The organism is Burkholderia ubonensis (genome assembly GCF_902833085.1).
Lineage (GTDB): Bacteria > Pseudomonadota > Gammaproteobacteria > Burkholderiales > Burkholderiaceae > Burkholderia > Burkholderia ubonensis.
The window spans coordinates 257537-272434 of record NZ_CADFEB010000003.1; the positions used below are offsets into that span (position 1 = coordinate 257537).

The 14898-nt window shown below is 74.7% G+C and carries 2 protein-coding genes; both read left to right on the forward strand.

What is annotated here, in order from left to right; translation table 11 throughout:
* The first annotated feature begins 1 nt into the window (after position 1).
* Entirely contained in the window at positions 2-8074 is an 8073-nt protein-coding gene (locus HWX31_RS08865; RefSeq protein WP_175933894.1) for a type I polyketide synthase, read from the forward strand.
* A complete protein-coding gene (locus HWX31_RS08870) occupies positions 8067-14846 on the forward strand; it encodes an SDR family NAD(P)-dependent oxidoreductase (protein WP_175933895.1) in 6780 nt (2259 codons plus the stop codon). Before HWX31_RS08865 ends, HWX31_RS08870 begins: the two co-directional genes overlap by 8 nt.
* The last annotated feature ends 52 nt before the right edge of the window (positions 14847-14898 follow it).

Sequence of the window (14898 nt, forward strand, 5' to 3'; positions counted from 1 at the left end):
CATGCTGGAACTCGTCAACACCTACCTGCACGGCTTTGCCGCCGTCCCGCTGCTGTCGGCGTGTCGCGAACTCGGCATCCTCGCCGCGCTCGAAGCCGGCCCCGTCGGCGTGACGCGGCTCGGCGGCACGCTGCGCGCGAACCCCGGCTACCTGCGCCTCGCGTTTCGCGCGCTGCACGCGCTCGATTGCGTCGCGTCGGACGATCAGGAAACCTACGCGTCGACGGATCGGTTTCGTGCGTTGCCGGCGCTGCCCGACGGCATCGACGCGCTTTACCGGATCGACTTCGACGCCTGTCTGCGCGACGGCGCGCAGGCGGCGCAGCTCGCGCCGTGGCTGGCGCGCTCGGCGCGCGGCTGGGACACCCGCGACACCGACTGGGCGCGCCTGCTCGACGGCGCGCTGGCGGTGCCGCTGCTGCTCGCGCTGGCCAAACGCGGCGCCGGACGTGACGGCGATGACGGCGCGGACCTCGCGACGCGCGTGCATCCGGCGCTGCATGCGATGCTGCGCGACTGGCTCGACGCGCAGCAGCTGCTTGCACCGGCTGCGCCGGCGCGACCGCTCGCGCTGAACGAACGCGGGCGGCATCTGTGCGAGCGCGCGCTGACGATGGGCGTGACCGCTTCGTACCGGCCGCTGCTGACGGCATTGCCCGAACTGATCCGCGGCGACCCGCGCCGCGTGCTGACGCGCGACGCCGACGGGCACGAGACCTACGTCGACCGCACCCTCAACGTGATCGGCAGCGGCTTCCAGCACGGCAAGTATTTCAGCGATCTCGCCGATCTCGTGGTCGAGCTGTTCGACCGCGAGCCGATCGACGCGCAGCCGCGCCATATCGTCGACATGGGTTGCGGCGACGGCGCGCTGCTGCGGCATCTGTACACGGCGATCGCGACGCGCTCGGCGCGCGGCCGTTGTCTCGACCGGCATCCGCTGCTGCTGATCGGTGCCGACTACAACCAGCGCTCGCTCGACGCCGCCGGCCGCACGCTCGACGGGCTGCCGCACCTGCTGGTGCACGCCGACATCGGCAAGCCGCGGGCGCTGCTCGACGTGCTGCGCGAGCACGGCATCGACGATCCCGACACGATCCTGCACGTGCGCTCGTTCCTCGATCACGACCGCCCGCTCGACCTGACGGCCGAGGCCGCCGACGCGGCGCAGCCGCGCGGCGACGATCACGTGTACGTCGACGCGCGCGGCAACTGGCTGCCGTCGGCGCGCGTCGCGCGCGACCTGCGCGAGCATCTGGCTCGCTGGGCCGGCGTCGTGGGCCGCCACGGGCTGATCGTGCTCGAGGTGTTCGCGTTGCCGGTGCGGCTCACGCGCGAGTATTTCAGCCAGACCGAGAGCTTCAGCTTCGACTTCTATCACGCGCTGTCCCGCCAGGCGCTCGTCGATGCCGGCACGTTCCACCAGGCGCTCGCGAGCGCGGGGCTCTATCCGGACCGCGATTCGCTGCGCCGCTACCCGACCGTCACGCCGTTCTCGCGCATCGTCCTGCAGCGCGTCCACCCGAAACCGTTCGCGATCCGCGCGATGACGCCGGACGACGTCCCGGCCCTGCTGGAGATCGACGCGCGCTGCTGGCCCGAGCCGCTGCGGCTGTCGCGCGCCGCGCTCGAGCGGCGCCATCGCACGTTCGCCGACGGGCAGTTCGTGGTCGAATACCGCGGGCAGGTTGCCGGCGTGCTCTATACGCAGCGCATCGACGATCTCGATGCGGTGCTGCGCGTCAGGCACGCCGACTATGCCGACGCGCACGTCGCCGACGGCCGCTACTGGCAACTGATCGCGATCAGCGTGCATCCCGATTTCCAGTCGCTCGCGCTCGGCGATCAGCTCCTCGAACACGCGCTCGACCTCGCCGCGCTGACGGCCGGCGTCGAAGCCGTCTACGGCATCACGCGCTGCCTGTCGTTCGTTTCGCAGTCTGAACCGATGGCGCGCTATATCGGCCTGCGCGACGCGCACGGCCAGCCGGTCGACCCGCTGCTGCGTTTTCACCACCTGCATGGCGCGACGATCGAACGCGTGGTGCCGGGCGCGCGCCCCGAGGACGTCGACAACGGCGGCGACGGCGTGCTGATCCGCTACGACCTGTCGTCGCGGTTCCGCGCGGGCGCGGCGCAGGCGGCGCCCGCCGCCGGCGAGCCGGGCCGCGAGCGCGGCACGCTCGACGTGGTGGCCGAATCGATCCGGCGCATCATGCGCACGCCCGACGCCTTCGCGGCCGATCGGCCGCTGCGCGAGCTGGGCCTCGATTCGATGGGGCTGATGGAGCTGCGCCTGCTGCTCGGCGCGGCGTTCTCGATCGAGTTCGATCCGGCATCGTTCTTCACCTATCCGACCGCGCGCGCGATCGCCGGCCATATCGACGCGCGGCTTCGGCCGGTGGAAGCCGGCGCGGGGCCGGCGGCGGCGCCGCGCCGCACGGCCGCGTCGAGCAGCCCGATTCCCTCGGTCGCGCCGGGCGGCACACGCGACGCCGACGTCGCGATCGTCGGCATCGCGCTGCGTTTTCCGGGCGGCATCGATACGCCGCAGGCTTACTGGCGCATGCTCGACGAGGGCCGCTGCGTGATCGGCCCGCGCCCCGACGCGCGCTGGCGCGAATACCGCGACGAGCTGGCCGCGCTGGCGCCGGCGCTGCCGCAGATCCACCAGGGCGGCTTCCTGTCCGACATCGACCGCTTCGACGCCGCGTTCTTCCGCATCACGCCGCGCGAGGCGCAGGCGCTCGATCCGCAGCAGCGGCTGCTGCTCGAACTCGTGCACGAGGCGTTCGAGCAGGCCGGCATCGATCCGGACACGCAGGCCGGGCGCGACGTCGGCGTGTTCCTCGGCGCGTACACGCACGACTACGAGGCGCTGACGCTGCGCGAACGCGCGCTCGGCGAGATCGACGCGTGGTTCGGCTCGGGCACCGCGCTGTCGACGGCGGCCGGACGGCTCGCGTACTGCTTCGATTTCCGCGGACCGACGATGACGATCGACACCGCCTGCTCGTCGTCGAGCAGCGCGATCTTCTCGGCCTGCCGCAGCCTGCTCGACGGCGGCGCCGCGATGGCGGTGGCCGCGTCGGTCAACATGATGGTCGGGCCGTCGCTGAGCGTCGCCTACGGCCGCGCCGGCATGCTGTCGCCCGACGGGCTCTGCAAGACCTTCGACGCGAGCGCCGACGGCTACGTGCGCGGCGAGGGCGGCGTCGTGCTGCTGCTCAAGCGGCTGTCCGACGCGCTCGCCGACGGCGACCGCGTCCATGCGGTGATCAAGTCCGCCGCGCTGATGCAGGACGGGCGCACCAACGGCCTGACCGCGCCGAACGGGCAGGCGCAGGTGGACGTGATCCGGCGCGCGCTCGCGCTGGCCGGCTGCGCACCCGCCGACGTCGACTACGTGGAGGCGCACGGCACCGGCACGCGGCTCGGCGATCCGGTCGAGATCCAGGCGCTGCACGACGCGTACTGCGCCGGCATCGAGCGCGCCGCGCCGCTGTCGGTCGGCTCGGTCAAGACCAACCTCGGGCACACCGAGGCCGTGTCGGGCATGGCGGGCCTCGTCAAGGTGGTGCTCGCGATGCAGCATCGCGTGGTGCCCGCGCACCTGCACGTCGATGCGGTGAGCCCGCTGCTCAAGCTCGACGAACGGCGCATCGAGATCGCGCGGCAGGCCCGAGAATGGCAGGCAACGCCCGGTCGGCCGCGCCGCGCGGGCGTCAGCTCGTTCGGCTTCAGCGGCAGCAACACGCACCTGATCGTCGAGGAATTCGTTCCGCCCGAGGCCGGCGCCGCCGCCGGGCCGGGGCCGACGTCGCCGCTGCCCGCCGTCGTCTCGGCCTCGACGCCCGCCGCGCTGCGCGCGAACCTCGCGGCGCTCGCCGGGTACGTCGACGCGCGCCGCGAGCGGCTCGATCTCGCCGCGCTGTCGCGCACGCTGACGGCCGGCCGCGCGCAGCATGCGCGGCGCGTCGCGTTCGCGTTCGATTCGCACGACGCGCTGCGTGAATGCCTCGCGGCGGCAGCGTCGGCGGCGTCGGCAGACGGCGGCGCGCCGGCCGACGCGCCGCGCGCGGGCCTGCGGATCGCGTTCATGTACACGGGCCAGGGCGCGCAGTATCACGGCATGGCGCGCCGGCTCGCGCAGGCGAGCCCGGTGTTCCGCGCGCATCTCGAACGCTGCGCGGCGCTGGTGCGCGAACAGGCCGGGTTCGACCTGTTCGACGTGATGTGGGGCGAGCCGCGCGCGCGCATCGACGAGACGCGCTACACGCAAGTGGCGCTGTTCTGCGTCGAGCACAGCCTCGCGCTGCTGCTGCGCGAGGCCGGCATCGAGGCGAGCGTGGTGCTCGGCCACAGCGTCGGCGAATTCGGCGCGGCCTGTTATGCGGGCGTGATGAGCGAGGCCGCCGCGATCCGCTTGCTGAGCCGGCGCGGCGAGCTGATGCACGAGGGCACCGCGCGCGGCGCGATGGTCGCGCTGCTCGCGCCGCTCGCCGAGATCGAGCCGCTGCTGCGCGGCTTCGACCGGCTGGCCGTGGCCGCGCTCAACGGGCCGCGCAACCAGGTGGTGGCGGGCGACCCGCAACAGCTCGACGCCCTCGTGAAGCTGGCCGGCGAGCGGCAGATCGCGGTGTTCCCGCTCCCGGTGGAGCGCGCGTTCCACTCGCCGCTGATGGAGCCGATCCTGAGCGGCTTCCGCGCGGTCGCCGAAGGCATCGAGTACGCCGCGCCGCGCGCGACGCTGATCTCGAACCTGACGGGGGACGTGCACCCCGGGCCGCTCGACGCCGGCTACTGGACCGATCACATCCGGCAGCCCGTGCGTTTCGAGCAATCGGTGCGCAGCCTGCTCGCGCAGGACGTCGATCTGGTGGTCGAGATCGGTCCCAAGCCGATCCTCACGCGCATGGCGCAAGCCGCCGCGCCGTCGCGCACGGTGCAGTGGCTGCCGGCGCTCGTCGATGCCGACCATCACGGCCTTGCCGCGATCTTCGCGAAGGCGAGCGAGGCCGGGCTCGCCGTCGACTGGCGCGCGTACCCGCATGAAAGCGCCGCGACGCTCGACGACCTGCCGCATTACCGCTTCCAGCGCGAGTCGTACTGGCTGCCGGCGATCGGCGCGCGGCCGCGCGAGGCGAGCGGGGCGGCGGGGGCGGCGGTGGCGGTGGCGGCCGACGCGGCGACAGGCATGGCGACAAGCACGGCAACAAGCACGGCAACGAGCACGGCCGGGACGACAGCCACCCGCACCACGCCGGCCGCACGCACCGAGGTGCGCGTCGATCCGGAACTCGACCGCGCGCCGTGGGCGCACGTGATCGGCAGCCACAGCGTGTACCCGGCGGGCGGTTATCTCGGGCTGGCGATCGAGGCCGGCCTGCGCTGGCTCGGCCGGCCGGCCGGCGTCGTGCTGAGCGGGCTGCGCTTCGAGCAGATGCTGCGCCTGGCCCACGACACGGCCTACCGGCTCGAAGCGACGGCCGAGCCGTCCGAAGGCGGCCACGCGATGATCCGCGTGCGCAGCGCGGCCGGCGCCGACGGCGCGTGGACCTCGCATGCGCTCGCCACTGCCGAGCCGCTCGCCGCCGGCACGGCCGCGCCCGCGATCGCGGCGCCGGCCGATGCGCAAGCGGTCGCGATGGACGGGGCCTTGTTCTACGGGCGCGTTGCCGCGCTCGGCTACGACTATGCGCCGCCGTTCCGCGGCATCACCTGGCTGCGGCGCGCCGGCGATACGATCGGCGCCGACCTCACGTTCAGCGGCACGCCCGAGCCGGCCGGCTACGCGGCCGCGCCGTGGCGTCTCGATCACTGCCTGCAGACCGTGCTGGCCGCCGCGCTCGAATCGCTCGAAGCGGACGCTGCGCACCTGCTGCTGCCGACCGGCGTCGAGCGGCTGGCCTGGTACGGTCCGCTGCCGGTGGAACCGCGCGTGGTCTGCCGCGTGCGTGAGCATGACGGGGGCATCGAGGCCGACCTGCGCATCAGCGATGCGCGCGGCACGCTGTTCTGCGAGATGGACGGCGTGCGCTTCGCGCGCGTCGATCGTCGCGGGCTCGGCGGCGCGGCCGCGACTGCCTCAACTGCCTCAACTGCCTCAACTGCCTCAACTGCCTCAACTGCCTCAACTGCCGCGACTGCCTCGACCGCCTCGACCGCCTCGACCGCCGCAACCGCCGCAACCGCCGCAACCGCCGCATCGGCACTGCATGCGCCGCGCTGGCAGCCGGTCGATCTGCCGTCCGATGCGTCGGCCGATGAAGCCGGCCGGCCGTGGCTGATCGTCGGCGACGCGGCATCGGCCGGCGACGCGTTCGCCGCCGCGCTCGCGGCACGCGGCGCGCGCATCGAGCGGTTCGACCGCGCCGGCCATGACGCGGCCGGCATCGCCGCGCTGGAGCGGCGCCTGCACGATTACGCGGCCGCCCATGCCGAGCCGTTCGGCCTCATTCATCTGCACCCGGCCGGTGCGCCGGGCGCGGCGGCCGCCGATCTGGCCGTGGTCCGCTTCGTCGCCGGCCTGAGCGCCGGCCGCCTGCATCGCGCGCTGCTGGTCACGCGCGGCGCGCAGCCGGTGGCGGGCGAGGCGCCCGACGCATCGGGCGCGGCGCTCTGGGGGCTCGGCGCCACGCTGCAGGCCGAAGCGCCGCAGCAGGCGGTCACGCTCGTCGATATCGACGCCGGCCGCTGCGACGCGGCCGATGCCGATGCCGTGCTGCGCGCGGCCGACCACGCGGCGTCGCGCGACGCCGCGCGCTGGCCCGACCACCTCGCGCTGCGCGCCGGCCGATGCCATCAACGCGGGCTCGGGCCGGTGCATGCGCGCGGCCCGGTGGCGATCGCCGGCGACGGCACTTACGTCGTGACGGGCGGCCTGGGCGGCGTCGGCCGGCGCGTCGTCGAATTCCTGCATGCGCGCGGCGCCGGGCGCATCGTCGTGCTCGGGCGCAGCGTGCCGGCCGAGCCGCCGGCGTGGCTCGCGGCGCTCGACGCGCGCCGCGTCGCCATCGAATGCGTGGCCTGCGACGTGACCGATGCCGCGCGGGTCGCGGCCGTGGTCGGCGCGCTGGCGCGCGAGGCCCGCGTACGCGGCGTCGTGCATGCGGCCGGCGTGCTCGACGATGCGCGCCTCGTCGAGCAGGACGCCGCGCGGCTGCAGCGCGTGGCGGCGCCGAAGCTCGACGGCGCGCGTCACCTGCTCGACGCGCTGCCGGCCGGCCCGCTCGATTTCGTGTGGCTGTTCTCGTCGGTCACCGCGCTGTTCGGCGGCGCGGGCCAGGCCAACTACGCGGCCGCCAACGCCGCGCTCGACAGCTTCGCGCATGCGCTGCGCGCGCGCGGCGTGCCGGCCACCGCGATCAACTGGGGGCCGTGGCGCGATACCGGGATGCTGGCGCGCGTTGCGCATCCCGACGCGACCTACGCGCGGCTGCATGCGGACCCGCTCGACCCTGCCGATGCGGCGCGCTGGTTCGACGCGCTGCTGGCGATCGGCGACGCGCAGTGCAGCGTCGTGCACTGGCGGCTCGACGTGCTGGCCGCGCAGGCGCGGCGCCTGCCCGCGCTGCTGCGTCCGCTAGGGGCGAAGGCGGCGGAGTCGGAGGCGGCGGGCGGCGCTGCCGCGACGGCATCGGCCGCCCCCGGTTCCTACCTGCAGCGGCTTGCCGGCGCGCTGCCCGCCGAGCGTGCGGCGCTCGCGCGGCGCTTCGTCGCCGAGCAGATCGCCGCGATCACCGGCATCGCCGCCGTCGAGATCGCGCCGGCCGCGCCGCTGAGCGGGCTCGGCATGGATTCGCTGATGAGCGTCGCGCTGAGCGAGGCGCTGGCCGACTGCCTCGGCATCGCGTACTCGGCGACGCTGCTGTTCGATCACCCGACGCTCGACGCGCTGGCCGCGCACGTGCTGGCCGGCAACGGCCTGGCCGTGCCGGCGCACGCCGCACACGCGGCTTCCGCCGCGCCGGAGCCCGCGGTGGCGCCCGTCGATGCCGAACTGGCCGAAATCGAGGGATTGCAGGACGACGATCTGGCCGCGTTGCTCGGCAAGGAGTTCATCCGTGAATAAGTCCGCGTCGTCCGCCGGCTGGAAGGACGAATACCTGAGCCGGCTGTCCCGGCTGTCGAAGAACCAGCTGATGGCGCTCGCGCTCAAGCTCAAGCAGCAGCAGGTCGACGACGGCCCCGCCGCCGAGCCGATCGCGATCGTCGGCGTCGGTTGCCGGCTGCCGGGCGGCGTCGCCGGCCCCGACGACTACTGGGCGCTGCTGCGCTCGGCGGGCAGCGGCATCGGCGAGATGACGTCCGAGCGCTGGAACATGGCCGCGTACTACGACCCGGACCCGGAGGCGGGCGGGCGCATCCATACGCGCTCGCTCGGCCTGGTCGACGAGGTCGACCGCTTCGACGCCGATTTCTTCTCGATCTCGCCGCGCGAGGCCGAGTCGATGGACCCGCAGCAGCGGCTGCTGCTCGAGGTCGCGTGGGAGGCGATCGAGCGCAGCGGCCACGCGTGCGCGTCGCTCGACGGGCGCCGGGTGGGCGTGTTCGTCGGCATGATGAACAAGGACTACCTGCACCTGAACGCGCCCGACGTCACCGGCGCCGACGCGCGGCATTCGCCGTACTACGCGTCCGGCGAGGCGTTCAGCATCGCGGCGGGGCGGCTCGCCTACATTCTCGGCGTGCACGGGCCGTGCATGACGATCGACACGGCCTGCTCGTCGTCGCTGGTCGCCGTGCATCTCGCCTGCCGCAGCCTGCTCGACGACGAATGCGAACTGGCGCTCGCGGGCGGCACCTCGCTGATCCTGTCGCCGGAAGCGTCGATCGTCAGCTCGAACGCGCGCATGCTGTCGCCCACCGGGCAATGCTGGACCTTCGATCACCGCGCCGACGGCTACGTGCGCGGCGAAGGCTGCGCGGTGGTGGTGCTCAAGCGGCTGTCGCGCGCGCTGGCCGACGGCGACCCGATCCTGGCCGCGATCGTCGGCTCGGCCGTCAATCACGACGGCCGCAGCCAGGGGCTGACCGCGCCGAACACGGCCGCGCAGATCGCGCTGATGCGCGACGCGCTGCGCGCCGCGCAGCTCGACGCCGCGCGCGTCAGCTACGTGGAGGCGCACGGCACCGGCACGCCGCTCGGCGACCCGATCGAGATGAACTCGATCCAGACCGTCTACGGCGAGGGGCGCGGCGACGACGCGCCGCTCGTGATCGGCTCGGTCAAGACCCAGATCGGCCACACCGAGGCCTGCGCGGGCGTGGCCGGCCTGATCAAGCTCGCGCTCTGCGTCGCGCATGACCGCGTGGTGCCGCAGCGCAACTTCGAGCGGCTCAATCCGCACATCACGCTGCGCGACGGCGTGCGGCTCGCGCTCGGCGAGGCCCCGTTCGGCGGCGCGGCCGGCGCGCGCTACGGCGCCGTCAATTCGTTCGGCTTCAGCGGCACCAACGCGCACCTGATCGTGCGCGACGTGCCGCCGGCCGCGGCCGCCGCGCCGCCCGCGCGCGGCCCGCGCGTGCTCGCCGTGTCGGCCGCCAGCGCCGCCGCGCTCGACGCGCTGCTGCTGCGCTATCGCGACTACCTGGCCGAAGGCGAGCCCGAGTCCGGGTTCGGGCTCGACTGGGATGCGCTCGCCTACACGAGCCAGGTGGGCCGCAATCATTTCCGCGAACGCGTGGCGCTGACGGCCGACGGCATCGCCGGGCTGCGCGCGGCGCTCGACGCGACGATCGATGCGCGGGCCGCCGCCCGCGCCGATGCATCGGCACAAGGTGCGAAGGCGGCGCCGGTCGACGGGATGCGCTGGGTGTTCAGCGCGTTCGATGCCGCGCCGGCGGCGGTCGTCGAGCAACTGAAGCAGACCGGCGGCGCGTTCGCGGAGCGCTTCGACGCGCTCGCCGCGCTGGCCCCGGACGGCGTGGCCGCGCGCGACGACGCGCTGGCCTACCTGACGGGCTGCGCGATCTTCCAGACGCTGATGGCCGCGGGGCTGCGCCCCGACGCGGTGGCGGGAAGCGACTCGGGCGGCCGCCTCGTCGCGGCGACCGCCGCGGGCCTGGTGAGCGTCGAGACGGTGCTCGCGTGGCTGCCGCTCGACGCCGCCGCGCGCGATCTCGCGCTGGCCGGCTGGCCGCCCGTGCAGCCGGAGGTCGCGCTGGTCGACGCCGGCAGCGGCGCGAGCCGCGTCGAGACCTGGCGCGATGCCGCGCGCCGCCGGGACTGGCTCGCGATGCCGGCCGAAGCGCCGGCCGCGCATGATGTCGCCGAGGGCGCCGGCCGCTGGCTGGCGATCGGCGACGCCGCGCTTGCCGCCGGCCTTGCGCCGCACGCGCTGTTCTCGCGCGAGTCCGCGTCGCGCTCGTGGGATCGCGCGTGGGCCGCGCTCTACGTGTCGGGCCTGTCGCCCGACTGGTCCGCGCTGTACGGCGCGACGCGCCCGCGCCGGCTGGTGCTGCCGACCTATGCGTTCCAGCGTCGGCGCTACTGGCCGCGCAACGCGAAGGTCGCGCAGTTGCAGGCGTCGGCGCTTCAGGGCGGGGCCGAATTCCGGCTGGTCTGGCAAGCCGCCGCGCCGACGTCCGATAGCGCGCCCGAGACGGCGCCCGCGCGGCGCCGCATCGTGCTGGCCGAGCCCGGCGACTGGCAGCACGCGGCCGCGTTGCCGCCCGGCGTGCAATGGCGGGCGCTGCCCGACGGCTGGCGCGACGCGGGCGTGCTGGCCGGCGTGCTCGCCGCGCTCGCGCTCGATGCGGCGGGCGGCCCCGTCGACCTGCTGTTCTGGCTCGCGCCGTCACGCGCCGGGCTCGACGGCACCGCGCGGCAGGCGGAACTGGCGCGCCACGCGGCGGAAACGGCGCGCGGCTTGCGCGTGATCGGCCAGACGCTGCTCGGCCTCGGCGAGACGGCCGGCCTGCGGCTCGGTTTCGTGACCGAAGGCGTCGAGCGCGTCGGCGACGGTGACGAAGGCATCACGCCGAACGTCGCCGACGGCGTCGTCGCCGGCTTCGCGAAGACTCTCGGTTTCGAGCAGCCGCACTGGCGCCCGTGGGTGGTCGACCTCGACGCGCGCGCCGACGGCGCCGCGCGGGCCGCGCAGATCGTGCTCGCGCTCGACGCCGGCGACGGCGAGAACGACGTCGCGATCCGTGACGGGCGCCGCTACGTCCGGCGGCTGGCCGCCGTTGTGCCGGGTGCAGCGGATGCGTCGGATGCGGCAAACGCGGCAAACGCGGCAAATGCGGCAAATGCGGCAAATGCGGCAAATGCGGCAAATGCGGCAAATGCGGCAAATGCGGCAAATGCGGCAAATGCGGCAAATGCGGCAAACGCGGCAAACGCGGCAAACGCGGCAAACGCGGCAAACGCGCCGGATGTAGCAGACGCAGCCGATGCGGTTCGCGACGCGCCCGTGCGCGGCGACCGCGCGTACCTGATCACGGGCGGCCTCGGCGGCATCGGGCTCGCGCTCGCGCGCCGGCTGGCCCGCGCCGGCGCAGGCGAACTGGTGCTGGTCTCGCGTCGCGGCCCCGACGACGCCGATGCGTGCGCCGCGCGCGACGCGCTGGCCGCCGCCGGGGTGCCGCTCACCTGGGTACGCGCCGACGTCGCCGACCACGACGCGCTGCGCGCCGGCCTCGCCGCCGTGCGCCTGCCGCTCGGCGGCATCTTCCACGCGGCGGGCGTGCTCGACGACGCGCCGTTGCAGAACCTCACCGACGCGCATTTCGAACGCGTGATGCGCGCGAAGGTGGCCGGCACGCTGAACCTCGACCGGATCGCGCGCGAGGCCGGCGTCGAGCGCTTCGTGCTGTTCTCGTCGGTGGCCGCGATCGTCGGCTCGGCGGGGCAGGCGAACTATGCGGGCGCGAACGGTTTCCTCGCCGCGCTCGGCCGCGCGCGCCGCGCCGGCGGCCTGCCGGCGACGGTGATCCATTGGGGCCCGTGGGCCGAAGCCGGGATGGCGACGGCCGGGCGGGTCCGGCAGAAGATCGAGCGGGCCGGCTTCGTGCTGCTCGAGCCGGACGCCGCGCTCGACGCGCTGGAGGCCGCGCTCGCGCGCCCCGACGCCGAGGCCGTGATCGCGCGCTTCGACTGGGCCCGCATCGCCGACTACCTGGCCGACCGCACCGCGCAGCCGCTGTTCGATCTCGTCTCGGGGGCCGCCGCCCGGCCCGCCGCGAAACCCGCCGGCCCGGCCGGCGACCGGCTCGCCGGCTTCGTGCGCGAGCTGCTGCAGCAGACCGACGCGGCCGCGCGCAAGCAGATGGAGGCGCACGTCGAGGCCACCGTGCGCGACGTGCTGGCGATCGACGCCGGCGACGCGATCGACCCGGCGCGCTCGCTGACGGAGCTCGGCATGGATTCGCTGCTGTCGGTCGAGCTGCGCAACCGCTTCGCCGCGCAATTGCAGCTATCGCTGCCGGTCTCGCTGATGTTCGACTGCCCGAGCGTGGCCGCCGTGTCGCGGCGGCTGCTCGACGACCTGCGCGCGCGCGAAGCCGCGCAGGCACCGCAGGCACCGCAGGCACCGCAGCCGCAACCGGACGACGCGACGGCCCCGGCCGCCGCGCTGCCCGCCGCGTCGCGCGCCGCTGCCGCGCGCGGCGACATCGCCGTGATCGGCATGGCCTGCCGGATGCCGGCCGGCGCGAACGACGTCGACACGTTCTGGGACCAGTTGCTGGCGGGCGCCGACATGGTCCGGCCGTTCGACGGCACGCGCTGGGACGTGGCGCGCTTCCATGCGCCGGGCTCGGCCGACGACGGCAAGATGGTCGCCAACGACGGCGGCCAGATCGCCGACGTGCACGGCTTCGACAACCGCTTCTTCGGCATCGGGGATCGCGAGGCCGAGTATATGGACCCGCAGCAGCGCATCGCGCTGGAAGTGGCCTGGGAGACGCTCGAATCGGCCGCCTACACGCCCGAGCAGCTGGCCGACGGCGCCGGCGTGTTCATCGGCCCCGGCCCGTCCGACTTCGCCGACCTGTCGCAGCGCCACGCGAAGGCGCTGGTCGGGCTGATGGGGCCCGGCCATCACGTCAGCGCGATCCCGGGGCGCATCGCGCACCTGTTCGACTGGCAGGGGCCGTGCATGGCGATCGACACCGCCTGTTCGTCGTCGCTCGTCGCGGTGCACGTGGCCGCGCAGCACCTGCGCGAGCGCGAGTGCCGCGTCGCGCTCGCGGGCGGCGTCAACGTGATCCTCTCGCCGGCCAACAACATCGTGCTGTCGAAGGCCGGCATGCTGTCGCCGGCCGGCCGCTGCCGCACCTTCGATGCCGGCGCCGACGGCTACGTGCGCTCCGACGGCTGCGGGATGGTGCTGCTCAAGCGCCTCGACGACGCGCTCGCCGACGGCGACACGATCCACGGCGTGATCCGCGGCAGCGCCGTCAATCACAACGGCCAGGGCCAGGGGCTGACCGCGCCGAGCAGCCGCCAGCAGGCGCGCCTGATCGAGGCCGCGCTCGCGCGGGCCGGCACGCCGGCGTCCGAGGTCCGCTACGTCGAGGCGCACGGCACCGGCACGCCGCTCGGCGACCCGATCGAGATGGCCGCGCTGAAGGCCACCTACGGCGCGCGGCGCGACGCGGCCGATCCGCTCTACGTGGGCGCCGTGAAGTCGGCGATCGGGCACACCGAAAGCGCGGCCGGCGTGGCCGGGCTGATCAAGGTGCTGCTGATGATGCGGCACCGGATGATCCCGCCCACGCTGCACCTGAAGACGCTCAATCCGCACCTCGAGATCGACCCGCGCGCGATCCGCATCCCGACCGCGCCGCAGCCGCTGGTCGCGCGCGACGACGGCGCGCTGACCTGCGCGGTCAGCTCGTTCGGGTTCAGCGGCACCAACGCGCACCTGATCGTCGGCGCGCCGCCGGCGCGGCCGGCCGCGCGCGAGGGCCGCGGCGCGTTCGCGGTGTCGGCGCGCACGCTGCCCGCGCTCGCGCGCCTTTGCGAGCGGCATGCGCGCCATCTCGAACGCTTCGGCGCGGCCGGCGCGCTCGCCGATCTCTGCGCGACGACGCTGGCCGGCCGGCGCCGCTTCGAGCACGCCGTCTGCCTCTATCCGGACAGCCACGACGACCTGATCGCGCAACTGCGCGCGACGGCGGCGCGGCTGCGGCGCGGGCAAGCCGACGTGCCTGCGGCGATCGACGCGCTCGCGTTGCGCTTCGTCGCCGGCGGCGCGCTGCCGGCCGCCACGCCGGCCGGCTGGTGCGGCGAGCCCCGTTTCGCGGCCGCGCTCGCGGCGGCGCGCGCGGCGCTCGCCGCGCAGCCGGGCGGGCACGCGGCCGGCCGGATCGACGCCGTGCCCGAGGCGGCCTGGTTCTGCGTGCTGCATGCGCTCGCCACCTGCATGGCCGCGTTCGGCGTCGAGCCGGACCAGCTCGTCTATCGCGGCCGGATGTGGCTCGCGGCGGCGGCCGTCTATCGCGAGTGTTCGCTCGACGAGGCCGCGCGCCGCTTCGTGGCCGCCGGTCCCGCGCCGGCGCCGGAGCGGCTCGGGCGGATCGTGCTGCGGGCGGCCGATGGCGGCGAAGGCGGTGAACGCGGGGGTTTCCTCGCGCTGCGCGACGCGAACGGCCGCGTCACGCGCCTTCTCGATGCCGCCGCCGGCCTCGACGACGACGCGTGGCGGCGCGCGTTCGGCGCGCTCTGGGCCGGCGCGCGCCCGGTGGACTGGCAGGCCGGTTTCGCCGGCTCCGGATACCGGCGCGCCGTGCTGCCGGCCTATCCGTTCGAGCACCGCGACTGTTCGCGGCCCGGGCGGCTCGCGGCCGGCGAGCGTTCGCTCGAACAGCTGCTGGAGGATCTGCAAGCCGAATAACCGGGCATCCGGGCGCGGTGCGCCCGGCAACTGACTTTCGCCGCCGGCGTGG

Coding starts and splice junctions, on each gene's coding strand:
- HWX31_RS08865 (WP_175933894.1), top strand. CDS start 2: ATGCTGGAACTCGTCAACACCTACCTGCACGGCTTTGCCGCCGTCCCG.